Genomic DNA, 23,219 nt, shown 5'->3' with positions numbered 1-23,219 from the left:
CTGCAGGCGTAGTCATGATGACAGAGACCCCCGCGCACCCAGGCTTGATCTCCCTGCAAGGCATCGGCAAGAGCTATCAGCTCGCCGGGCAACACCTGTCGATTCTCAACGACGTGTGCCTGTCCATCGCCCGCGGCGACAGTTGCGGCATTCTCGGCGCCTCCGGCTCCGGCAAAAGTACCCTGCTCAATATCCTTGGCCTGTTGGACTTGCCCGATGGCGGCCAGTACCACTTTGCCGGCCACGATATCTTCAGCGCCACGCCGGATGAGCTGGCGGCGATCCGAAACCAGCAGATCGGCTTTGTGTTCCAGAGTTTCAACCTGCTGCCACGCCTCAGTGCCCTGGACAACGTCGCCCTGCCCCTCAGTTACCGTGGCGTGTCGCGCCATGAGTCGGTGAAACAGGCGCTGCGCATGCTTGAGCAAGTCGGCCTGGCCGAGCGCGCCCACCACCGCCCCGCCGACCTGTCCGGCGGCCAGCGCCAACGCGTGGCGATTGCCCGTGCGCTGGTCGGCAAGCCGTCGGTGATCCTCGCCGACGAACCCACCGGCAACCTCGACAGCACCACCGCCCAGGAGATCATGGACCTGCTCCTGGCCCTGAACCGCGATCAGCAGGTAACGCTGATTATCGTCACCCACGATGCACACATCGCCGAGCGCCTGGCGCGCAAGATCCTCGTACGCAATGGCGTGGTGCATGAGGCTGGGCGCCTATGAGCCAGCGGGTCGAACAGAGCCTGAGCCAACTGCTGCATGAATCTTTTGTGAGCCTGCGCACCCTGGGCAAACGTTCGATCCTGGCGTTGCTGGGCATCGTGATCGGCAGCTCGTCGGTGGTGGCCCTGATCAATATCGGCCATAACGCGGCGGTGGACGCGGCGATGATTTTCAAGGACATGGGCACCGACACCCTGATTGCCCAGTTTCCGCCCAAAGGCAACAGCAATGCACCGATGCGCGCCAGCCTTGATCTGGACGCGGTGCGCCAGGCGGTGCCGGGCATTGCCCATATCGGCGCGCTCAGCCTGTTCAGCGGGCCGCTGGTGTTCCAGGGCCGCACCGCCAACGCCAACTTTGTCGGCAGCACCGCGGATATCAAGGACGCCATGCGCCTTGCCCTGCGCGAGGGGCGATTTCTGTCCGCCTTCGACGCCAACGAAACCTACGGCGTGATCGGCGATCAGGTCGCCCAGGCCTTGGGCACGCCGGGCAACCCGCTGAAGTTGGGCGACCGCGTGCGTATCAACGATTACCTGTTCCTGGTGGTGGGCATATTGCACAACCAACCCCGGGCGATGCTGATGCCGGTGCAGGCCAACGAATCGCTGTTTATCCCCGCCGAAGGCATGCGGCGCATCTACCCGACGCCGCAGATCGGCAACGTGATCATCCGCGCCGCGCCCGGCCAGGACATGGAGCGCATCGCCGGTGAAGCCGCGATTGCCCTGAAACGCCAGCTCACCGACCACGATGTCGACATTCAGGTGCCCCAGCAAATGATCGATGGCATGACCCGGCAAAGCCGCACGTTCTCCTACTTGCTGCTGGCGCTGGGCGCGATTTCCCTGGTCGGCGGCGGTGTCGGCGTGATGAACGTGATGCTGATGAATGTCTCGGAGCGCCGCCGCGAAATCGGCATCCGCATGGCCCTGGGCGCGCGCCAGCGTGACATCCGCAATCTGTTTTTGCTCGAAGCGGTCACGCTGACGGCAGTGGGTGCGCTGTGCGGCGCGGTGCTGGGCATGACCGCCGCGTGGCTCTACGCCTGGCTGTCGGGCTGGGAATTTGCCCTGGCCGCCGCCGCCCTGCCACTGGGGGTGGGCAGCACCTTGCTGGTGGGCTTGTTCTTTGGCATCTACCCGGCGGTCTCAGCCTCGCGGCTGCAGCCGGTGGAGGCCCTGCGCGATGAATAAATGGCTGTGGTTACTCGCCCTGGCAAGCCTGCCGGCCCTGGCCACCGACGTGGTGATCAACCCGTCGGCGCCGAGCACCACCCGCAGTGGGTATGACCGCAGTGTGTCGCTCACTAACCAGGTCACGACCATGACCCTGGGTGATGCGGTGTACCTGGGCCTGCGCAAAAACCCGGCGATCCGCAGCGCGTACCTGCAACGCGTGGCGCAAAAGTTCGACCTGCGGGTGGCCGAAGACACCTTCAACCCCAAGCTTTCCCTCAACAGTTATTACCGTCAAAGTCGCGGCTCGGCCGACAACGCGCGCAATGCCAACCTGGCGCCCAGGGCCACCTTGCTCAGTGAGTACGGTACCCAGTTGAGCATGGCCTGGACCCAGCAGTTGAACAACGCCGACCGCGCCGGCCGCTACCGCAGCGACGGCCTCGACCTCACGCTGATCCAACCGCTGATGCGCGGTGGCGGCTGGGACGCCACCACCGCGCCGCTGCGCCTGTCGCGCCTGTCGGAGCAGGCCAACCGCCTGAACCTCAAGGCCACCGTGGCACAGACCATCAGCCAGATCATTGCCACCTACCGTGAGCTGCTGCGCGCCCAGGAGCAGTTGAGCATTGTCCAGGACGCGCTCAAGCGCTCCAACACCTTGCTGGACGTGAACAAGGCGCTGATCAGCGCTGGGCGCATGGCCGAGTTCGAAATTGTGCAGACTGAAGCCGATATCGCCACCCAGCAACTGGGCGTGGAAGAGGCCCAGAACCAACTCGACACCAGCCGCCTGGCCCTGCTGCGCCTGCTGGCGCTGGACCTGTCGACGCCGATCCGCGCCAGCGAAGCCCTGGAAGCCAAGCCGATGAACATCGACAAACGCCAAGCCTTCAGCCTGGCGCAGACCCAGCAGCCGGAGTACCTCGCAGCCCTGCTCGGCAGCCAACAGGCCGACCTCAACCTGGTGATCGCCAAGGACTCCGGGCGCTGGCAAGTAGACCTGGTGGCGGGCGCCAACCAGTTACGCGATGCCTACAGCAACAACGACAGCGGCAACAACAATAACCGCACGTGGAACAGCTACGCCGGGGTGCAGGTGCAGATTCCCATCGGCGACATCAGCACCCGCCAGGCCGAGGTGCGCGCGCGGGTGAATGTCGAAGATCAGGAGATCCGCATCACCGACGCGCGCCAGGAACTGGAACGCAGCGTCAACGACGTGGTGCGCGACTTGGGCACGCGTTGGCGCCAATATGAAATCTCTCAGCGCGCCGTCGAGCTGTCGCGGCGCAAGATCGAAATCGAGCGGGAAAAACTCAGCGCCGGGCGCTCCACCAACTTCCAGGTGCTGAGTTACGAGACCGACCTGCGCAATGCCGAAAACGCGCGGCTCAATGCACTGATCGCTTATCTGAACGCCCAGACCCAGCTCGATTTGACCCTGGGCATGACGCTGGAAAGTTGGGAAATCGCCCTCAATGACTACTAATAAAAAATACCTGCTGGGTGCCCTGATCATCGTGCTGTTGGCGGGCGCAGGCATTGCCCTGCGCAGCCCGGCCACCAGCCAGCCCGCCGTGAGCGAGCAATGGCTGGCGGTCACGCCCGACCCGTTGGTGCACCAGATCGGCCTGGTGGGCAAGATCGAACCCGACACCACCATCACCCTCACCGCGCCGTTCGACGGTAATGTGCTCGCCAACCTGGTCGAGCAAGGCCAACGCGTCGAAGCTGGCCAGGTGCTGCTGCGCATGGACCCGGCCACCCTCGAAGTGCAACTGCGCGATGCCCTCTCCGCCCAGCTCAAGGCGCGGCGCACCGTGCAGGAGATGCAAGACTGGGACAGCAGCCCCGCCGTCAGCCGCGCACGCCGCAGCCTGCGCACTGCAGAAATGACCGCCGGCAACACCCAGCGCAAACTCACCGAGAGCGAAAACCTGTTCAAGCGCGGCATCATCCCACGCAACGAGCTGGACGATCTCAAGCAGCAGACCCAACAGCAACAACTGGACCTCGCCGCGGCCCGCAGCGAACTGCAGCAGGCGCAGGATCAGGGCAAAGGCGAATACCGCCAGATAGCCGAGATGGAGTTGACCAACGCCACGGTGAAATACGACGCCCTGCATAAGCTGCTGGAAGGCAAGGAGGTCAAGGCGCCCTTCTCCGGCATCGTCGTGCCGGCGCCGGGCAGCAATAACGCCTCGCCTGGCGGAGCCAATAACAACGTACCGGTGCAGGCCGGCAGCAAAGTCAGCCAGGGGCAAGTGCTGTTCGGGCTGGCCAATATCGAACGGCTGAAGATCGTTGCCAAGGTGTCGGAGCTGGACATCAACCAGTTGCATCAGGGCCAGGCCGTGGAAGTGATGGGTGATGGCTTTGACGGCGAGCGCCTGACCGGCTCCGTCAGCGTGGTCAGCGGCCTGGCGATTGCCAGCGACAGCCAGGGTAGCGCGCAGTTTCCGGTCACCTTGTCGATCCCCAAACTCACCGCGCAGCAGTTGCAGCGGGTGCGGCTGGGTATGAGTGCGCGGTTGACCATTGTGACCTACAACAATGCGCAGGCGATTGTGGTACCAAGCCAGGCGATCCAGGCGGACATGACCGTGGAATATCGAGCCGCGATGGATAAGCCGGTGGAGCGGGTTAAAGTCACCACCGGACAGTCAACCGCCGAAGGTGTTGAGGTATTCGGCCTCAAGCCAGGCTTTGTAAAAATCGGCATATGATCGTTCCCACGCTGATCGTTCCAACGCTCTGCGTGGGAATGCATCCGGTGACGCTCTGCGTCACGACGTCAAGAGCGGACGCAGAGCGTCAATGGCGGCATTCCCACGCAGAGCGTGGGAACGATCATTGGGTGAGTTTGGCGGCCAGGGCTTTGGCTTGAATCGCCACATCGGTGACCGCCGTACTCTCCCACCACATCCCGCGCAACGGCGGGCCCATGGCAAACAGTCGCTGGCTGACCTGCCCCTGAGCATCCAACACAGCCCCCGACACATCCGCCGCAATCCCCAACGCCAACGGCCCAGGCTTGATCAACCCACGCTTGAGCAACTGCTGCGGCAACGGCTTGGCCACTCGCCGCCAGTCGTACTCAATACCGCTGGAGTTGATCAACGCAGCGCCGGACACCTGAGTGACGGCTTGTTCGCCACGCCGCCGCAGCTTGATCGTCACGCCGCTGTCCGACGCCACCAGCCCCTTGAACGACGCCGCCTGAATCCGCAGCCGTCCTGCTTCATGCAAACGCGCCACCAACTGCGCGCTCAAGGGTGGCGAACGATGGTGATGGCTCTCCCACCACGGCCGTACATGGCGCACGAACTGGCGCTTCTCGCGCTCACTGGCCTGGCTCCACAAACGGCCGATATGCGCGCGCACCGTGTCCAGCGGCGCCTGCCAGTCGATGCCCTGTTCCAACGCCAGTCGGCATTGGCGCCGCACCTCGCGCAGCAACTGCCGAGGGCTGCGCAGGTGGTGATCTTCGGCCAGGAAATCCACCCAGCTCGGCGGTTGCCGACGCACGTGGGGCAGCAGGCCGTGGCGCGAGAACACCTCGATGGGCCCACGATGGCCGGCCTGTTCCAGGGACACCACGGCATCCACCATGGTCAACCCGGAACCGATGATCAGTACCGTCGACTGCGGCTCGATCTGGCGCATGGCCTTGACGTCCCACGGGTCCACTGCCGCTGCATTCAAACCACTGGACTCGGTCTGCGGCGTGCGCGCCGCCGGGAACATACCGGTGGCCAATACGGCGTAAGCCCCGCGCAGTTGTTGGCCGTTATCCAGCGTCAACAACGTTGCGGCGGCATCCACTTGCAGGTCGACCACCTCGGCACGAATATGCTCGACCGTGGAAGCCGACAGCGCCTTGGCCTCCGCCAATCGCTGCTGCGCATACACACCAAAAATCCCGCGTGGCGGGAACAGCTCGCTGATGGGTACAGGTTGCTGGTCCGACTCCGGCCAGCCACCGGCGCCGATGTAGTCGGTGAGCCATTGGGTCAAGTCATCGGGGTTGTCCGGGTCGACACTCATGCGCGCCGCATTGCCGTTCAGGGTGTGCCCCCGTTCGACGGCACTGTAGGCCTCGCCACGGCCAAGTTCCTTGCGTGGCTCAATCACCAGGATCTGCCGCTTGCCAGGCTGGCGCAGCAGTTGCACCGCCAGCATCGTACCGCTCAAGCCGCCGCCGATGATCAGCACATCAGCGTTGCGGATGGATTCAGTCATGCACATTCGCCCTTACTGTTTGCCCAGATAAATATCATGCAAGTCGCCGCGCGCCAGCAGTTCAGCCGCACTGCCGCTCAAGACCACGCGCCCAGTATCCAGCACATAGCCGTGGGAGGCATAGGTGAGCGCGACATTGATGTTCTGCTCGGCGATCAGGAAGCTCACCTGCTGCTCGCGGTTAAGCTGGGCGATGATCGCGAAAATCTCTTGCACGATCATCGGCGCTAGGCCCATGGAGGGTTCGTCGAGCAACACCAATGTGGGCCGGGTCATCAAGGCACGGCCGATGGCAACCATTTGCTGCTCGCCGCCCGAGGTCAGCCCGGCGCGCGTGTGGCGCTTGGTCTTGAGGCGTGGGAACCAGGCGTAGATACGCTCCAGGTCGTGTTCCATGTCTTGGCGGCTCAGGCGCCGCACAAAGCCGCCGCTGCGCAGGTTGTCTTCCACGCTCAGTTGGCCGAACACATGGCGGCCTTCCAGCACATGGACCATGCCCTGGCGTACCCGTTGGCTGGGGTCGATACCGGCCAGGTCGCGGCCGGCATACTCGATCACGCCACGGCTGACCTCGGCACGTTCGGCGCGTACCAGCCCCGAAATGGCCTTGAGCGTGGTGCTTTTGCCGGCACCGTTGGCACCCAGCAACGCCACGATGACGCCCTTGGGCACGTGGAGCGAGACCCCGGCCACCGCCAGTATGGCGCCGTCGTAGATCACTTCGATGTCATTGACGTTTAACAGTGACGGGCTCGCAGGTTCAGCGGCGGGCTGGCTCATGGCTTATTCATCCCCGGTGCAGGTACGCGGCGTCAGGCCTTTTTCCTTGGCGAACGCGGCGGACTTTTCATCGATCAGCGGGCGCAGCAGTGCACGGTCGGCGGCGATCCAGTCGCTGATCAGCGTCCAGTTGGCGCCGTCCCACTGTTGCACACGCGCCGAGCCGCCGCCTTCGTGGTCGCGGCACGACAGCTTGAGGTTCTGCATCAGGCCCAGATAACCCATGTCTTTAAGACGCGCATCATCGATATTCAAGTGCTCCAGGCCCCAACGGCCCTCTTCACCATTGAGTGGGCGCTTGCCGAACTTGGCCTGGGCGGTACGGATCGCTTCCACCGCCACGGCGGCGTTCACCAGGCCCGAGTTGTAGTAGACGCTGCCGAAGTTTTTCAGGTCCTTGAGGTCGCTGTGGCCCTTGTCGAGGATGGACTGTTTGAGGCGTTTATGGATCTCGAAATCAGCGCCTGCCGGGTAAGGCGTGAACGCCAGGTAACCTTTGGCGGCGGCACCTGCGGGCAGCACGTCTTCGCTGGAACTGGCCCAGATATCGCCGATGATATGGTCAACCGGAAATCCAAAACGCGCAGCGGTCTTCACCGCCACCGGCGTGGACACACCCCAGGTGCGCAAAAACACCCAGTCCGGGTTGGCCTGGCGCACCTGGCGCCATTGCGCCGACTGTTCGTTGCCCGGGTCGGCCACGGGAATCTGGATATTTTCAAAGCCGTATTTCTCGGCCAGTAACTTCAACGGGCCGAGGGTTTCACGGCCGTAAGCCGAATCGTGATAGACCGTGGCGATCTTCTTGCCCTTGAGTTTGTCGAAGCCGCCTTCGCGCTGGGCAATGTAATTCACCAGTGTGGACGCTTCGCTGTAGAAGGTCAGCATCACCGGGAAGTTATACGGAAACACGGTGCCGTCGGTGGCTTCGGTGCGGCCATAACCGAGGGTAATCAGCGGGATCTTGTCGACTTCAGCGCGCTCGCTCAACGCATAGGCCGCCGGTGCGCCGTTAGGCTGGTAGACCGCGACCGGCGCGCCATCCAGGCCATTCTTGAAGCGCTCGTAGCACTCGATGCCCTTCTCTGCCGTCCATTCGGTTTCGCATTCCTGCCACACCAGTTTGACGCCGTTGATGCCGCCTTCGACCTCGTTGATATAACGCAGGTAGTCGATCATCCCGGCCCACACCTGCACGCCGCTGGAGGCATAGGCGCCAACGCGGTAGGTGGCCAGCGGGATAAATTGCTGGTCGGGCGCGGCGATTGCCTGGGGCACAGCAACGGACAAGGCTGCCAGCGCGAAGGCGGCGCCGAGCAGGGAACGTTTCAAGGTTGCACGCATGTTGGATTCTCTTGAGGGAATGTTAGAAGCGCAGCGGCCATTGCCGCAGACGGTCACGCAGGTTGTGCAAGAGGCGAATCAAGCCTTCGGGTTCCTTGATCAGGAACACGATGATCAACACGCCAAAAATGATTTTTTGCAGGTTCTGCAACTGCCCCGCATCCACCGAGCCACCGAACAGCGCCTGCCCGGCATGGCTGAGGAAAATCGGCAATAAGCTGATGAATGCCGCACCGACAAAGTTGCCGGCAATGCTGCCCATGCCGCCGATAATGATGATGAACAGGATCTGGAACGAGCGGTTGATATCGAAGCTGCTGGCGCTGGCCGTGCCCAGGTAGGCAAAGGCCCACAACGCGCCGGCAATCCCTAAGTAGAACGAGCTGACCGCGAAGGCCAGGCGCTTGTAGCGCACCACCGGGATGCCGACCACGGCGGCGGCGGTGTCCATGTCGCGGATCGCCATCCAGTTACGCCCCACCTGGCTGCGCACCAGGTTGATGGCGGTCCAGGTCAACAGCAGCACTGTGACTAACGTCAGCCAGTAACGGCCCAGCGGCGTATTGAGGTCATGGCCGAACAGCGCAAGCTTCGGCGCGGAAATGGTCCCGGAGGAACCGTAGTTGTAGAACCAGGGGAATTTGACAAACAGCCACTCCAGAAAGAACTGCGCCGCCAGGGTGGTGACCATCAAGTAAAAACCCTTGATCCGCGAGCTGGGCAAACCAAATAACAGCCCAACCAGCGCGCTGATAACCCCACCGCCGAGCAGCGCCACCGGCAGGCCCAGCTCAGGCAGACGCAACAGAAAACCGTAGGTGGCAAACGCGCCAACGGCCATAAAACCTGCGGCGCCTACTGAGGTTTGGCCGGTATAGCCGGTGAGCAGATTCAGGCCCAGACCGGCCAGCGACAGCACCAGAAACGGGATCAGGATCGCGTTGAGCCAATAGTCATTGCCCCACAGCGGCACCCCGACAAAGGCCACTGCCAATAAGCCGATCAGGCCCCAGGGCAAGCGCCGCTGAATCAGTAATAACGGCGCGGTTTCTTGAACAACGGGAATCGACATGGTTTCAGACTCGCTCGATGGCGCGCTCGCCGAACAGGCCGGCGGGACGGATATACAGGAAGGCCAGGGCCAATACGTAAGCGAACCACGGCGTGATACCGCCACCGATCAGCGGGCCGATATACACCTCGGCGAGGTTCTCTGCCGCGCCGACAATCAGCCCGCCGACAATCGCCCCGCCAATCGAGGTAAAGCCGCCGATGATCAACACCGGCAAGGCCTTGAGCACCACCAGCGAAAGGGAAAACTGCACGCCCTGGCGCGCGCCCCACAGCAGCCCGGCCACCAGCCCGACAATGCCGGCCACGGCCCAGACGATCTGCCAGATACGGTTGAGGTTGATGCCGATGGACAGCGCCGCCGTGGTGTCATCCGCGACTGCACGCAACGACACGCCGATGCGAGTCTTGTTGAACAGCAGCGCCAGCACGGTTACCAGCACCACCGCAGCCGCCGCGGCGATCAGATCAAACTGGCTGAGCATCAGCGGGCCGACAAACAGCGGCACGTCGTCGATGCCCAGGTCCAGCGCACGCACTTGCGAGCCCATCAGCCCTTGGGCCAGGCCTTCGATAATGAATGACAGGCCCAAGGTGGCCATAAACAGGGTGATCTGCGAGCGGTTCACCAACGGCCGCAGTACCAGCCGCTCGATGAGCAAGGCGACGACGACCATCACCACCACCGTCAGCAGCAACGCCAAGGCAAAGGGCACGCCCTGGTCATGCAGGCTGACAAAGGTCAGCGCGGCAAACAGCAGCATTGAGCCCTGGGCGAAATTGAACACGCCGCTGGCCTTGTAGATCAGCACGAAACCGATGGCGACCAGCGAGTACATGGTGCCGGCGAGCAGGCCGCCGAGCAGGGTTTCAAAGAAGAACGTCATCAGTGTGCGACTCCCAGGTACGCCGCGATCACCTCGGGGTCGGCCTGCACCTGCGCAGGTGTGCCGTCGCCGACTTTGCGCCCGTAGTCGAGCACCACCACGTGGTGAGACAGGCCCATCACTACGCCGATGTCGTGTTCGATCAACACCACGGTGGTGCCGAGGTCGCGGTTGACGTCGGCGACGAAGCGCGCCATTTCCTGTTTTTCCTCGGCGTTCATGCCGGCCATGGGCTCGTCCAGCAGCAACAGGCTGGGCCCGGCGATCAGCGCTCGGCCCAGCTCTACGCGTTTTTGCAGGCCGTAGGAGAGGTTGCCCACCAGCACATCGCGGTGCGCTTGCAGTTCGAGAAACTCGAGGATGCCTTGGCCGCGCAGGCGAAAGGCTTCGGCCTCACGACGGGCGCGGGGCAAGCCCAGGGCTTGCTCGATAAAGTGGGTGCGCATATGCCGCGACAGGCCGGTGAGGATGTTGTCGAGCACGCTCATTTTCTTGAACAGTGCGTTGTTCTGGAAAGTCCGCCCAATACCTCGACGCGCCGCGCCCAAAGGGTCGATGCGGTGGAAGTGTTGTTGCTCGAACACAATCTCTCCGGCATCGAAGCGGTACACGCCGTTAAGCACATTGAGCAGCGAACTTTTGCCGGCGCCGTTGGGGCCGATCAGCGCGCAGATTTCACCGCGCTGCACCTCAAAGGACAAGGCATTGATGGCCTTGACGCCTTTGAATGACAGCGAGATATCGCGCACCTGAAGAATGGTCTGGCTCATGCGATGTCCCGTTTGAATTCAGCCAGCCACACTGGATCGATGCTGGTTTTTGGCGTGCTGACTGGCTGCCAGATAGAGGTCAGCCGTTGGAAGCCGAGCAGCCTGCGCACACGATTTTTCAGCAGGCGCCGCAGGCCGCTTTGTGGGTGGGCGATGGCCCAGTCACACAGGCGTCGACGCCAGGTGCCGTGGGGCGCCAGGCGGCTTTCGATATTGTCGGCCAGGTGCTGTAAACGCTCGGGCGAAAGCAGCAGGCCGGTGGGCGCGACCTCATTGCAATCGCGACGGGCCGAGGCCAGGTTTTCCGGAAATGCCAGGCCGTGGCCGCTGTTCAACCATTGCTCCAGCACCACCGCCAGGCCGCCTTGCCAGTGGGTGCCCTCCTCGCTCCACAGCACGGTTTCACCGCTCGGCTGCCACCAGCGCTGCAGGTGCTGCGCCGGGTCCACCGGGCCGAGCAACTGGGTGAAATCCAACGGGTTGGCGGACTGCCAATGCCGCACCTGCTGCCGCCCCTGGGCATACGAATGGCTGGGGTGAATGCGCCATAGCTGTTGGTACAGGGCTTCTGGCTCCAGGTCATCGGCCAGGGTCAACACCTGCCCGCCGACAGACTGCGCAGCCAGCGCCAACAGCAGCAGGTCAGGCTCGAACGTGCCGCTCAAGGCCAAGCGTGACTGCACGCTGAAACCCTGCTGGCGCAAACCGTCGGCCAGGCGCTCGACATCGCGCAACACGTCGATCCAGCGCCAGGCATACCAACGGCCCTGGCGCTTGTGGCGCAGGGCGATCTGCAGCGGGGTAAGCTGCGCCCAGTGCTGCAATTGCTCCAGGGTTTTGGGCAAGTTGCCGAGCAGCTCGGCGGGCCATTCCAGCGCCTGCGGACGCTTGAGTTCGTGCACGCTCATAGGGGTAATGCTCCTATTCAAGTAGTGTGCGTGCGGTGGTCCGCTGGCCAGGTTAGGTGGATCAATACCAATCAACTGTGGGAGCTGGCTTGCCTGCGATGGCGGCATGTCAGTTGGCTCATTTCTGGCTGACCCACCGCTTTCGCAGGCAAGCCAGCTCCCACATTGACCGAGGTGTTTCAGTTAAAGGTGCGCTGGTCCGCTGGCCAGGTTATGTGGATCAATACCAATCAACTGTGGGAACTGGCTTGCCTGCTGTGGCGGCGTGTCAGTTGGCTCATTTCTGGCTGACCGACCGCTTTCGCAGGCAAGCCAGCTCCCACATTTGCCGAGGTGTTTCAGTTAGATTGCGCTGGCTTTGAGGTCGCGGTAGCCGGCACCCGGATGGTTTGGCGCCAGTCGGGCACCGTCGCCGAACAGCTTTTCGCGCAAGGTGCCCTGGGCGTACTCGGTCTTGTACACGCCGCGCTTTTGCAGCTCCGGCACGAGCAGGTCCACGGCGTCGATGAAGGTTTCGTGGGTCAGCGCGTAGGCCAGGTTGAAGCCGTCCACGTCGGTCTCTTCGACCCACTCCTGCAACAGGTCCGCCACGGTTTCCGGGCCGCCGACAAACAATGGGCCAAAGCCGCCGATGCCGACCCAGTCGGCCAGTTCATTCGGCGTCCAGACCTTGTTCGGGTCCGCCGTGGAGAAGGCTTCCACCGCCGATTGAATCGCGTTGGTGTGTACATGCTTGAGCGGCTCATCGGGCTTGAACTGGCTGAAGTCGATGCCGGTCCAGCCGGAGATCAGCGCCATGGCGCCCTCGTAGCTGACGTAGGACTTGTATTCGTCAAACTTGGCTTTGGCCTTGGCATCGGTCTCACCGACGATTACCGTTTGCAGGTTGAAGATCAGGATTTTCTTCGGGTCACGCCCGGCCTCGGCGGCGCGACGGCGGATGTCGGCCACGGTTTTCTTCAGCAGCACCTTGGACGGCGCGGCCACGAACACGCACTCGGCCTGTTCGGCGGCGAACTGCTTGCCACGGCTGGAGGCCCCGGCCTGGTACAGCACCGGCGTGCGCTGTGGCGACGGCTCGCACAGGTGAATGCCAGGCACCTGGAAGTGTTTGCCGACGTGGCGAATCTCGTGGATTTTGCTCGGGTCGCTGAAAATACGCCGCTCGCGATCACGCAGCACGGCGCCCTCTTCCCAGCTGCCTTCCCACAACTTGTAGCAAACCTCGAGGTATTCTTCGGCGTAGTCGTAGCGCGCATCGTGTTCGGTCTGGGCTTTCTGGCCGAGGTTCTTGGCGCCGCTTTCCAGATAGGAAGTGACGATATTCCAGCCGACCCGGCCCTTGGTCAGGTGGTCGAGGGTCGAGAGCCTGCGGGCGAATGGATACGGATGTTCAAACGACAACGAAGCCGTCAGGCCAAAGCCCAGGTGTTCAGTGACCAACGCCATCGGCGCAATAAGCGACAGCGGGTCGTTGACCGGCACCTGTGCAGCCTGGCGAATCGCCGCGTCGCCGTTGCCGTTGTACACGTCGTAAATGCCCAGCACGTCGGCGATAAACAGGCCGTCAAACTTGCCACGCTCAAGAATTTTCGCCAGGTCCGTCCAGTATTCCAGGTCTTTGTACTGCCACGAACGGTCCCGCGGGTGCGCCCACAGGCCGGGAGATTGGTGGCCGACACAGTTCATGTCGAAGGCATTCAAGCGGATTTCACGGGACATCAAAGCACTCCGTTGAGGTGGTAGTTGCCGACGACCTGGTATTTGTGGCGCAGTGGGTCTTCGAGGCTCGACGCCAGAGCAGTGCGTTGGCCGGTGAGTTCAAATTCGGCATTGCTGGCGGCAATCAGGGCTTCAGCGGCGGCGATTTGCGCTTCGGTCAACGCCACCGGGCTTGGGTGGGTTTCGGCGCGTTCAAACAAGGCCGCGGCTACGTCGACGCGGATCTGCAAATCGCCAAAGCGGCTGATCACGTACGGGTCATCGCTGGCGTGTACAAAACGCCGGGTGCTTTCCAGCAGTTGGCGCGCTTGATTCAGGGCGGTCATGGGTAAGGCTCCTCAGTTCCAGGCGTGGCGCGCAGGCTTCACGCCGTTGAGCACGAAGTTGCCGATCAGGTGGTATTTCCAGCGGGCCGGGTCGTGCAGGGTGTGGGTGCGCGCGTTGCGCCAGAAGCGGTCGAGGTTGTGCTTGCCGGTGACCGAGCGGGTGCCGGCCAGTTCGAACAATTTACTGCTGGCGAGCAAGGCGGTTTCGGCCGACAGCACTTTGGCCTGGGCGACCACCAGCGAGGCGTGGGCGACGGTGTCTTCGTTGGGCTCGGCAAGCGCCAGGTCGACGGCTTTGCCGGCCTTGGCGAGGATCGCTTCGGTGCCGTGCACGCGCCATTGCAGGTCGCCGATGGCGGCGATGGTGAACGGGTCTTGCCAGCCGTGATCCTGTTGGCTGTCGATCCAGGGGCGCGCCTGGCGGGCGTAGATTTTTGCCTGTTCGAGGGCCCCCAGGGCGATGCCGGTGTCGACGGCGGCCTGGATAATCTGCGAGATCGGGCCATTGGCGGTGGGCTGGTCGAAAGCCTGATGGGCCGGGATCACCGCGCTGCGTGGCACGCTGACGCCGTCGAGGGTCACGCCGCCACTGGCGGTGGTGCGCTGGCCGAAGCCGTCCCAGCTATCAATCACGGTTAGGCCCAGCGCATCACGTTCGACAAAGGCAATAAACGCCTGGCCGTTCTCGTTGTTACCGACCGTGGGCACAAGGTGGGCGAACAACGCGCCGGTGCAATAGAACTTCTCGCCGTTGATAAAGGCGGTATCGCCATCAAAACGAATCTGAGTGTCGAAGTTGCCGGCGTTTTTGCTCTTGGCTTCAGAAAAGGCATTACCGAAACGATAGCCGGCCAGGACCTTGCCGAAATAGTGACGCTTTTGTTCCTCGCTGGCGGTTTGCAGCAGGATATCCACCACGCCCAAATGGTTTTGCGGGATTTGCCCCAACGACGGGTCGGCGGCGGAGATCAACTTGATCACCTCGGCCACCGTTACATAAGACACCTCGGCGCCGCCGTAGGCTTTGGGAACAGTGATACCCCAGAGGCCACTGGCCGAGAATTCATCCAGTTCAGCTACCGGCAGGCGCCGCTCGCGGTCGCGCACGCTGGCGTCGACGGCAAACCGCGCGGCCAAGCGCGTGGCGACTTCAATGGCTTCGGCATCCGAGCGGATGATATGGGCAGGTTGTTGAGGGTGGGCTGACATGGGCCGACTCCAGGCTCCGATGGGATAACGGAGCAATTGCAGGAGTCGTGCCTGAATTTAATCGTCAGCAAAATCAGGCGGTTGCTGGTTTTAAGAGGCTGTTGAGAGGGTTTCAAACCAGCAAAGTGTGCATCCACTGTTGCCGGGCCAACAGTTAGATCACCACGTTGCGCACAAACCGCACGGCCACGTCGCCATCATTGCGATAGCCGTGCACGTTGCGGCTGGCGAACATGTAGAACTCACCGGCCGCCACGTGTTTTTCTTCCTCGCCCACCAGCAAGGTCAGGCAGCCTTCGAACACGAACAGCTGCACGCTCCAGCCGTCCGGGTCCGGGTCGGGGCTGTAGCGATCACCCGGTTCCAGGTGCATCTCCCACAACTCGACTTCACGCCGCGCCGTGGCCTTGGCCAGTAGCACCGCTTTACTGCCGGGGATATCACCGGCCCAGGCCAGCTCGTTGATGCGGCTGTGATCACCGGCATCCGGGGCCTGGATAAGGTCGCTGAAGGCCACGTCCAAGGCTTCGGCGACGCGGTCCAGCGTAGACAGGCTGACATTCTTCTCGCCCGCCTCGATGGCCACCAACATGCGCCGGCTGACCCCGGACTTTTCCGAAAGTGCGGTCTGGCTCAGATCCGCAGCATGGCGCAGGCGACGGACGTTCTGGCTGACGTGTTGGAGGACCGAGGCCCGTTGTGGATTTTCTTTGTGCACTATATTGCTCAATAGGTGGGTGTGCGCAGTATACTGCCCAGCGTGCGGCGCATTGTGCGGTCCGTGCCTTTCCCTTGCAAGACCGAGCCGCCATGACCGCCCCGAACGCCTCCCCACGTTTCAACCGTTTCAGCAAAGCCGAATGCATCCTGGTGGTGATCACCATGATCTGGGGCGGCACGTTTTTGCTCGTGCAACACGCCCTGACCGTCAGCGGGCCGATGTTTTTCGTGGGCCTGCGGTTTGCGGCGGCGACCATTGTGGTGGGGTTCTTTTCGTTGCGCACCTTGCGTGGCCTGACCTTGTTTGAACTGAAGGCCGGCGCCTTCATCGGCGCTTCGATCATGCTCGGTTACGGCATGCAGACGATCGGATTGCAGACCATCCCAAGCAGCCAGTCGGCGTTCATCACAGCGCTGTATGTACCTTGCGTCCCCCTATTGCAGTGGCTGGTGCTGGGGCGTCGCCCAGGCCTGATGCCGAGCATTGGCATCATGCTGGCGTTTACCGGGTTGATGCTGCTCACAGGTCCGACCGGTGCCTCCCTCAATTTCAGCCCCGGTGAGATTGCCACGCTGATCTGCGCAATTGCGGTGGCGGCCGAAATTATCCTCATTGGTGCCTATGCCGGGCAGGTGGATGTACGCCGGGTGACGGTGGTGCAACTGGCCACGGCGTCGTTGTTGTCGTTCCTGATGGTGGTGCCGATGGGTGAAGCCTTGCCGGGGTTCTCGTGGTTGCTGTTGTTCAGTGCAGTGGGCCTGGGTTTGACCAGCGCGGTGATCCAGGTGGCGATGAACTGGGCGCAGCAGAGTGTTTCGCCCACCCGGGCCACGTTGATCTATGCCGGTGAGCCGGTGTGGGCCGGTGTAATCGGGCGGATTGCCGGGGAGCGTTTTCCGCCGATTGCGATGGTGGGCGCGGCGTTGATTGTGGCGGCGGTGATTGTGAGTGAGATGAAGACACGCAATCAGCGAGAAGCTGAAAAATCAATCGAACTGGAACAAGAAGTTCCCTGACCCGATCGTTCCCACGCTCTGCGTGGGCATGCATCCTGTGACGCTCCGCGTCACTTCTGCGCAAGGCTCACGGCTGCATAGGCTGTTTGGACGCGGAGCGTCCAGGGTGGCATTCCCACGCAGAGCGTGGGAACGATCCGATCCGAAACAATGCCAAATGGGAGGTTTCGGCCTACCTTGTAGGATCCTGCCACATCTTGCCGTTTGGTGATCGAGAAAGCGGCACGTATGATGCATCCCAAACTCCCGCAGATTAGAAGCCTATGTCCCTGATAGTTCTACTGCTTCTGCCTTTTATCGGCAGCTGTCTGGCGGCCTTGCTGCCGCATAATGCACGTAACACCGAATCCCTGTTGGCCGGCCTTGTAGCCCTGGTCGGCACCATTCAAGTCGCTTTGCTCTACCCTCAGATCGCCCACGGTGGCGTGATCCGCGAAGAATTCATGTGGTTGCCCAGCCTCGGGCTCAACTTCGTGCTGCGCATGGACGGGTTTGCCTGGCTGTTCTCGATGCTGGTGCTGGGCATCGGCACGCTGGTGGCGCTGTATGCGCGTTATTACATGTCGCCGGATGACCCGGTGCCGCGCTTCTTTGCGTTTTTCCTGGCGTTTATGGGCGCCATGCTCGGGCTGGTGATCTCCGGCAACCTGATCCAGATCGTGTTCTTCTGGGAACTGACCAGCCTGTTCTCGTTCCTGCTGATCGGCTATTGGCACCACCGCGCCGACGCCCGGCGTGGCGCCTATATGGCGCTGATGGTCACCGGCGCCGGCGGCTTGTGCCTGCTGGCAGGCGTGATGCTGCTGGGGCATATCGTCGGCAGCTATGACCTGGATCGGGTGCTGGCGGCGGGCGATCAGATTCGCGCGCATTCGCTGTACCCGGTGATGCTTGCGCTGGTGCTGATCGGCGCCTTGAGCAAGAGCGCGCAGTTCCCTTTCCACTTCTGGCTGCCCCACGCCATGGCGGCACCGACGCCGGTATCGGCTTACCTGCACTCGGCGACAATGGTGAAGGCCGGCGTGTTCCTGCTGGCCCGCCTGTGGCCGTCGCTGTCCGGCAGCGAAGAATGGTTCTGGATCGTCGGCGGTGCCGGCGCACTCACCCTCCTCCTCGGCGCTTATTGCGCCATGTTTCAGAATGACCTCAAGGGCCTGCTGGCCTATTCCACCATCAGCCACCTCGGGCTGATCACCCTGCTGCTGGGCCTCAACAGCCCGCTGGCCGCCGTCGCTGCGGTGTTCCATATCCTCAACCACGCCACGTTCAAGGCTTCGCTGTTCATGGCCGCCGGCATCATCGACCACGAAAGCGGCACGCGGGATATCCGCAAGCTCAGTGGCCTGGTGCGGCTGATCCCGTTTACCGCGACCCTGGCCATGGTGGCCAGTGCGTCCATGGCCGGCGTGCCATTGCTCAATGGTTTTCTGTCCAAAGAGATGTTCTTCGCCGAAACGGTGTTTATCTCGGCGACAAAATGGGTGGAAATCGCCCTGCCAGTGATCGCGACCATTGCCGGTACCTTCAGCGTGGCCTATGCCCTGCGCTTTACCGTAGACGTGTTCTTCGGCCCGCCCGCCACCGACCTGCCCCACACGCCCCACGAGCCACCGCGCTGGATGCGCGCGCCGGTCGAGCTGCTGGTGTTTACCTGCCTGCTGGTGGGCATCTTCCCGGCCCAGGTGGTCGGTTCGATCCTCGCCGCCGCCGCACTGCCGGTGGTCGGCGGGGTACTGCCCGAATACAGCCTGGCCATCTGGCACGGCTGGAACGCGCCGATGATCATGAGCCTGGTGGCCATGTCCGGCGGCATCGTGTTGTACCTGCTGCTGCGCAAACAGCTCAAGCGTGGCCGTTTCAAATACCCGCCGATCATCAGTTACTTCAACGGCAAGCGCATGTTCGAGCGCAGCCTGGTGGTGATGATGCGCGGCGTGCGCCGTATCGAAAAACGCATCAGCACCAAGCGCCTGCAAACCCAATTGTTCCTGCTGGTACTGGCGGCGGTGGTTGCCGGGTTGATCCCGATGCTCAACAGCGGCCTCAGTTGGGGCGACCGGCCGAAGATCCCCGGTTCCATCGTGTTCGTGACCCTGTGGGTGCTGGCCATCGCCTGTGCGCTGGGCGCCGCCTGGCAAGCCAAGTACCACCGGCTGGCAGCCCTGACTATGGTCAGTGTGTGCGGCATGGTCACCTGCGTGACCTTCGTATGGTTCTCGGCGCCGGACCTGGCGCTGACGCAACTGGTGGTCGAAGTGGTCACCACCGTACTGATTTTGCTGGGCCTGCGCTGGTTGCCACGGCGGATCGAAGAAGTCTCGCCACTGCCGAGTTCGCTGCGCAAGGCGCGCATCCGCCGCCTGCGTGACTTCCTGTTGTCCACCGTGGTCGGTGGCGGCATGGCGCTGCTCTCCTACGCGATGCTGACCCGCCAGACACCCAACGACATCTCCTCGTTTTACCTGAGCCGCGCCTTGCCAGAAGGCGGCGGCAGCAACGTAGTGAACGTGATGCTGGTGGACTTCCGGGGCTTTGATACCTTGGGCGAAATCACCGTGCTCGGCGCCGTGGCGCTGACCGTCTACGCCCTGCTGCGCCGCTTCCGCCCGTCCAAAGAGAGCATGGAGTTGCCGCCACAACAGCGCCAATTGGCGCCGGACGTGGCCACCGACCTGGTCAACCCGCGCCAGGCCAGCGATACCGCCCTGGGCTTTATGATGGTGCCGGCGGTGCTGGTGCGCCTGCTGCTGCCGATTGCGCTGGTGGTTTCGTTCTACCTGTTCATGCGTGGCCACAACCAGCCGGGCGGCGGTTTCGTCGCGGGGTTGGTGATGTCGGTGGCGTTTATCCTGCAATACATGGTCGCCGGCACCCAGTGGGTCGAAGCGCAGATGAGCCTGCGGCCGATGCGCTGGATGGGCTTCGGCCTGCTCTCGGCCACCTTGACCGGACTCGGCGCCCTGTTCGTCGGGTACCCGTTCCTCACTACCCACACCTGGCACTTCAGCCTGCCACTGCTGGGCGATATCCACATTGCCAGCGCGTTGTTCTTCGACGTCGGCGTGTACGCCATGGTCGTCGGCTCCACGCTGTTGATGCTCACCGCCCTCGGTCACCAGTCGGTGCGAGCGCATAAACCGAGCAACCAGGCCAAGGCCGTTGCCGCAACCGAAGGAGCCGCCTGATGGAAGAAGTCATCGCAATCGCCATTGGAGTGCTGGCGGCCTCCGGCGTCTGGCTGATCCTGCGCCCACGGACGTTCCAGGTCGTCATGGGCCTGTGCCTGCTGTCGTATGGGGTCAACCTGTTCATCTTCAGCATGGGCAGCCTGTTTATCGGTAAAGAGCCGATCATCAAGGACGGCGTGCCGCAGGACCTGCTCAACTACACCGATCCGCTGCCCCAGGCTTTGGTACTCACGGCCATCGTGATCAGCTTCGCCATGACCGCCTTGTTTCTGGTGGTGCTGCTGGCTTCCCGGGGCCTGACCGGCACTGACCATGTGGACGGCCGGGAGCCCAAGGAATGACGTGGATGAATCAAATGATCGTCGCGCCGATCCTGCTGCCGTTACTGACCGCCGCGCTGATGCTGATGCTCGGCGAAAAGCGCCGACCGTTGAAAGCCAGGATCAACCTGTTCTCCAGCATCATCGGCCTGGGTGTCGCCATCCTGCTGCTGTACTGGACGCAACAAGGCGGGCCCGGCTCGATTGGCGTGTACCTGCCGGGCAACTGGCAAGTGCCCTTCGGCATTGTGCTGGTGGTGGACCAACTGTCGGCGATGATGCTGGTGCTCACCGGCATTATCGGCGTGAGCGCGCTGCTGTTCGCCATGGCCCGCTGGGACCGTGCAGGCACCAGCTTCCATGCGTTGTTCCAGATCCAGCTGATGGGTTTGTATGGGGCATTCCTGACGGCGGACCTGTTCAACCTGTTCGTGTTCTTCGAGGTGCTGCTGGCGGCGTCCTACGGCTTGATGCTGCACGGCTCCGGCCGCGCGCGGGTGTCGTCGGGGCTGCATTACATTGCGATCAACCTGTTGGCGTCGTCGCTGTTCCTGATTGGCGCGGCGATGATCTACGGGGTCACCGGCACGCTGAACTTTGCTGACCTGGCGCTGAAAATCCCGCTGGTGCCGCAAGCCGATCGCGGCCTGCTGCATGCTGGCGCGGCGATCCTCGCCACTGCATTCCTGGCCAAGGCCGGCATGTGGCCATTGAATTTTTGGCTGGCACCCGCCTACTCCTCGGCCAGCGCGCCGGTGGCCGCAATGTTTGCGATCATGACCAAGGTCGGCGTGTACACCGTGCTGCGGTTGTGGACCTTGCTGTTCTCCGGGCAAGCCGGTGCATCGGCGCTGTTTGGCGGCGACTGGCTGGTATACGGCGGCATGGCGACCATCGTCTGCGCGGCGCTGGCCATGGTGGCTGCGCAGCGCCTGGAGCGGATGGCCAGCCTGAGCATTCTGGTGTCGGCCGGGATCCTGCTGTCGTCGGTGGGCTTTGCCCAGCCAAGCCTGACCGCCGGGGCATTGTTCTATCTGGTCAGCTCGACCCTGGCGCTGAGCGCGCTGTTCCTGCTGGCCGAGTTGATCGAGCGCTCGCGCTCGGCCAATGATCTGCCGCTGGATGAAGAAATCGACGCGCTGCCCAAGGCCATGGAGTCGTTGCACCCACGCCCCGGCGTCAACCTGGATGACGAGCAGAAGGCCGTGGTCGGCCAGGTGATCCCCTGGACCATGGCCTTCCTGGGCTTGAGCTTTATCGCCTGCGCACTGCTGATTATCGGCATGCCGCCGTTGTCCGGGTTTATCGGCAAGCTCAGCCTGCTGAGCGCGCTGGTCAACCCGATGGGCCTGGGTAACGCAGTGGATGAGCCGATCCGCCCGGCGGCCTGGGGTTTGGTGGCGCTGTTGATCTTGTCGGGGCTGGCTTCGCTGATCGCCTTCGCCCGCCTGGGTATCCAGCGCTTCTGGACGCCGGAGGAGCGCCCATCGCCGCTGCTGCGTCGCTACGAATGTGTGCCGATCTTCTTCCTGCTCGGCCTGAGCATTCTCCTGACCTTCAAGGCCGAACCGTTGATGCGCTACACCCAGGCCACCGCCGAGAGCCTGAATAACCCGGAGCATTACGTGATGGCGGTGATGGCCACGCGCCCGGTGCTGAGCCCTGAATCCAAAGCTGCCGCGCTGGAGGTGCAGCCATGAAGCGCCTGTTCCCTGCCCCGTGGCTGTCGTTGGCATTGTGGGTGCTGTGGCTGGTGCTGAACCTGTCGGTCAGCCCCGGCAACCTGTTGCTGGGCGCGGTGCTGGGCTTTCTTGCGCCGCTGCTGATGGCGCCGCTGCGCCCGCTGCCGGTGCGCATTCGTCGCCCCGGCGTGATCATCCGCCTATTTTTCGTGGTCGGTCGCGACGTGATCGTGTCCAACCTGAACGTGGCCTGGGGCGTACTGACGTGCGGATCCCGCCCGCCGCGGTCACGTTTTATCAAAATCCCGCTCGACCTGCGTGACCCCAACGGCCTGGCCGTACTGTCGATGATCACCAGCGTGACGCCTGGCACAGTCTGGTCGGAATTGGCCCTGGACCGCAGCATCCTGTTGCTGCACGTGTTTGATCTGGACGAAGAAGCGCCGTTTATCGAGCACTTCAAACGCGTCTACGAGCGGCCCCTGATGGAGATCTTCGAATGAGCGCCCTGCTCTCCAATGCAATCCTGGTCAGCCTGTTCCTGTTCTCGCTGGCGATGGTGCTGACCCTGGTGCGCCTGTTCAAAGGCCCGTCCGCGCAAGACCGGGTTCTGGCGCTGGACTACCTGTACATCCTGGCGATGTTGATGATGCTGGTGCTCGGCATTCGTTATGCCAGTGACACCTACTTTGAAGCGGCGCTGCTGATTGCGCTGTTTGGTTTTGTCGGGTCATTCGCTTTGGCGAAATTCCTGCTGCGTGGCGAGGTGATTGAATGATGCCGTTATGGGTTGAAGTGATCGTGGCCGTGTTGCTGGTGCTCAGCAGCCTGTTTGCGCTGATTGGCGCGATCGGGTTGTTGCGGATGAAGGACTTCTTCCAGCGCATGCACCCGCCGGCACTGGCCTCCACACTGGGCGCCTGGTGCGTGGCGCTGGCGTCGATTATCTATTTTTCGGTACTCAAGTCCGGGCCGGTGCTGCACGGCTGGTTGATTCCGATTTTGTTGGCGATCACGGTGCCTGTTACCACGCTGCTGTTAGCGCGCACGGCGCTGTTTCGCAAGCGCATGGCCGGTGATGATGTGCCTGCCGAGGTCAGCAGCCGCCGCTGATTGATCAAGCGAATACG

At 62.8% G+C, this 23,219-nt stretch carries 22 protein-coding genes; 11 read left to right on the top strand and 11 right to left on the bottom strand.

Going from position 1 to position 23,219, the window contains the following annotated elements:
- Positions 1-14: 14 nt before the first annotated feature.
- The 4 genes from ASE80_RS08495 to ASE80_RS08480 are packed head-to-tail and all read left to right on the top strand — an operon-like array spanning position 15 to position 4,629.
- Complete coding sequence (locus ASE80_RS08495; RefSeq protein ID WP_056858520.1) at positions 15-722, top strand: ABC transporter ATP-binding protein; 708 nt, start codon at positions 15-17, stop codon at positions 720-722.
- Complete coding sequence (locus tag ASE80_RS08490; protein ID WP_056858519.1) at positions 719-1,918, top strand: ABC transporter permease; 1,200 nt, start codon at positions 719-721, stop codon at positions 1,916-1,918. Before ASE80_RS08495 ends, ASE80_RS08490 begins: the two co-directional genes overlap by 4 nt.
- Positions 1,911-3,392: a TolC family protein gene (locus ASE80_RS08485; protein ID WP_056858518.1), complete on the top strand. Its 1,482-nt coding sequence runs from the start codon at positions 1,911-1,913 to the stop codon at positions 3,390-3,392. The genes ASE80_RS08490 and ASE80_RS08485 overlap by 8 nt, the downstream gene beginning before the upstream one ends.
- Positions 3,382-4,629, top strand: a complete 1,248-nt coding sequence (locus tag ASE80_RS08480; protein ID WP_056858517.1) for an efflux RND transporter periplasmic adaptor subunit — start codon at positions 3,382-3,384, stop codon at positions 4,627-4,629. The genes ASE80_RS08485 and ASE80_RS08480 overlap by 11 nt, the downstream gene beginning before the upstream one ends.
- A 124-nt stretch (positions 4,630-4,753) precedes the next feature.
- Here the strand turns inward: ASE80_RS08480 and ASE80_RS08475 are convergent, their stop codons facing one another.
- The 11 genes from ASE80_RS08475 to ASE80_RS08425 form a co-directional block, all read right to left on the bottom strand.
- Entirely contained in the window at positions 4,754-6,145 is a 1,392-nt protein-coding gene (locus tag ASE80_RS08475; RefSeq protein ID WP_056858516.1) for an FAD/NAD(P)-binding protein, read from the bottom strand.
- 12 nt (positions 6,146-6,157) lie between these two features.
- Complete coding sequence (locus ASE80_RS08470; protein ID WP_056858515.1) at positions 6,158-6,925, bottom strand: ABC transporter ATP-binding protein; 768 nt, start codon at positions 6,923-6,925, stop codon at positions 6,158-6,160.
- A 3-nt stretch (positions 6,926-6,928) separates the two neighbouring features.
- Complete coding sequence (locus ASE80_RS08465) at positions 6,929-8,269, bottom strand: ABC transporter substrate-binding protein (RefSeq protein ID WP_056858514.1); 1,341 nt, start codon at positions 8,267-8,269, stop codon at positions 6,929-6,931.
- Positions 8,270-8,291: 22 nt separating this feature from the next.
- Complete coding sequence (locus ASE80_RS08460) at positions 8,292-9,341, bottom strand: branched-chain amino acid ABC transporter permease (RefSeq protein ID WP_056858513.1); 1,050 nt, start codon at positions 9,339-9,341, stop codon at positions 8,292-8,294.
- Positions 9,342-9,345: 4 nt separating this feature from the next.
- On the bottom strand, positions 9,346-10,227 hold the full coding sequence (locus ASE80_RS08455) for a branched-chain amino acid ABC transporter permease (RefSeq protein WP_056858512.1): 882 nt from the start codon (positions 10,225-10,227) through the stop codon (positions 9,346-9,348).
- Positions 10,227-10,997: an ABC transporter ATP-binding protein gene (locus ASE80_RS08450; RefSeq protein WP_056858511.1), complete on the bottom strand. Its 771-nt coding sequence runs from the start codon at positions 10,995-10,997 to the stop codon at positions 10,227-10,229. The genes ASE80_RS08455 and ASE80_RS08450 overlap by 1 nt, the downstream gene beginning before the upstream one ends.
- On the bottom strand, positions 10,994-11,905 hold the full coding sequence (locus ASE80_RS08445; RefSeq protein ID WP_056858510.1) for an AMP-binding protein: 912 nt from the start codon (positions 11,903-11,905) through the stop codon (positions 10,994-10,996). The genes ASE80_RS08450 and ASE80_RS08445 overlap by 4 nt, the downstream gene beginning before the upstream one ends.
- Positions 11,906-12,247: 342 nt before the next feature.
- A complete protein-coding gene (locus ASE80_RS08440) occupies positions 12,248-13,627 on the bottom strand; it encodes an LLM class flavin-dependent oxidoreductase (protein ID WP_056858509.1) in 1,380 nt (459 codons plus the stop codon).
- Positions 13,627-13,953 carry a hypothetical protein gene (locus tag ASE80_RS08435; RefSeq protein ID WP_056858508.1) on the bottom strand — a complete coding sequence of 109 codons (327 nt, stop codon included), beginning with the start codon at positions 13,951-13,953 and terminating at the stop codon, positions 13,627-13,629. Before ASE80_RS08435 ends, ASE80_RS08440 begins: the two co-directional genes overlap by 1 nt.
- A 12-nt stretch (positions 13,954-13,965) precedes the next feature.
- Positions 13,966-15,162, bottom strand: a complete 1,197-nt coding sequence (locus tag ASE80_RS08430; protein ID WP_056858507.1) for an SfnB family sulfur acquisition oxidoreductase — start codon at positions 15,160-15,162, stop codon at positions 13,966-13,968.
- Between the two features lie 154 nt (positions 15,163-15,316).
- The gene (locus ASE80_RS08425) at positions 15,317-15,880 is read right to left on the bottom strand and encodes a helix-turn-helix domain-containing protein (protein WP_017137542.1); all 564 of its coding nucleotides are present in this window, start codon (positions 15,878-15,880) and stop codon (positions 15,317-15,319) included.
- 92 nt (positions 15,881-15,972) lie between these two features.
- Here ASE80_RS08425 and ASE80_RS08420 point away from each other — a divergent pair, with 92 nt between their 5' ends.
- The 7 genes from ASE80_RS08420 (at position 15,973) to ASE80_RS08390 (ending at position 23,202) form a co-directional block, all read left to right on the top strand.
- Positions 15,973-16,899 (top strand): DMT family transporter, encoded by a 927-nt coding sequence (locus tag ASE80_RS08420; protein ID WP_056858506.1) that lies wholly within the window; start codon positions 15,973-15,975, stop codon positions 16,897-16,899.
- A gap of 263 nt (positions 16,900-17,162) precedes the next feature.
- Complete coding sequence (locus ASE80_RS08415; RefSeq protein ID WP_056858505.1) at positions 17,163-20,084, top strand: monovalent cation/H+ antiporter subunit A; 2,922 nt, start codon at positions 17,163-17,165, stop codon at positions 20,082-20,084.
- Positions 20,084-20,428 carry a Na+/H+ antiporter subunit C gene (locus ASE80_RS08410; protein WP_003192163.1) on the top strand — a complete coding sequence of 115 codons (345 nt, stop codon included), beginning with the start codon at positions 20,084-20,086 and terminating at the stop codon, positions 20,426-20,428. The genes ASE80_RS08415 and ASE80_RS08410 overlap by 1 nt, the downstream gene beginning before the upstream one ends.
- The gene (locus ASE80_RS08405; protein ID WP_056858504.1) at positions 20,425-22,107 is read left to right on the top strand and encodes a monovalent cation/H+ antiporter subunit D; all 1,683 of its coding nucleotides are present in this window, start codon (positions 20,425-20,427) and stop codon (positions 22,105-22,107) included. Before ASE80_RS08410 ends, ASE80_RS08405 begins: the two co-directional genes overlap by 4 nt.
- Positions 22,104-22,592, top strand: a complete 489-nt coding sequence (locus ASE80_RS08400; RefSeq protein ID WP_056858503.1) for a Na+/H+ antiporter subunit E — start codon at positions 22,104-22,106, stop codon at positions 22,590-22,592. The genes ASE80_RS08405 and ASE80_RS08400 overlap by 4 nt, the downstream gene beginning before the upstream one ends.
- Positions 22,589-22,867, top strand: coding sequence for a K+/H+ antiporter subunit F (locus ASE80_RS08395; RefSeq protein WP_056858502.1), 279 nt, complete (start codon positions 22,589-22,591; stop codon positions 22,865-22,867). Before ASE80_RS08400 ends, ASE80_RS08395 begins: the two co-directional genes overlap by 4 nt.
- Positions 22,864-23,202 carry a Na+/H+ antiporter subunit G gene (locus ASE80_RS08390; RefSeq protein ID WP_017137536.1) on the top strand — a complete coding sequence of 113 codons (339 nt, stop codon included), beginning with the start codon at positions 22,864-22,866 and terminating at the stop codon, positions 23,200-23,202. The genes ASE80_RS08395 and ASE80_RS08390 overlap by 4 nt, the downstream gene beginning before the upstream one ends.
- Positions 23,203-23,219: the final 17 nt, after the last annotated feature.

The sequence above is a fragment of the Pseudomonas sp. Leaf15 genome (genome assembly GCF_001421425.1).
Taxonomy (GTDB): domain Bacteria; phylum Pseudomonadota; class Gammaproteobacteria; order Pseudomonadales; family Pseudomonadaceae; genus Aquipseudomonas; species Aquipseudomonas salomonii.
Note: the sequence above shows the minus strand (reverse complement) of the source record. Positions and strands in the feature narration are given on the sequence as shown.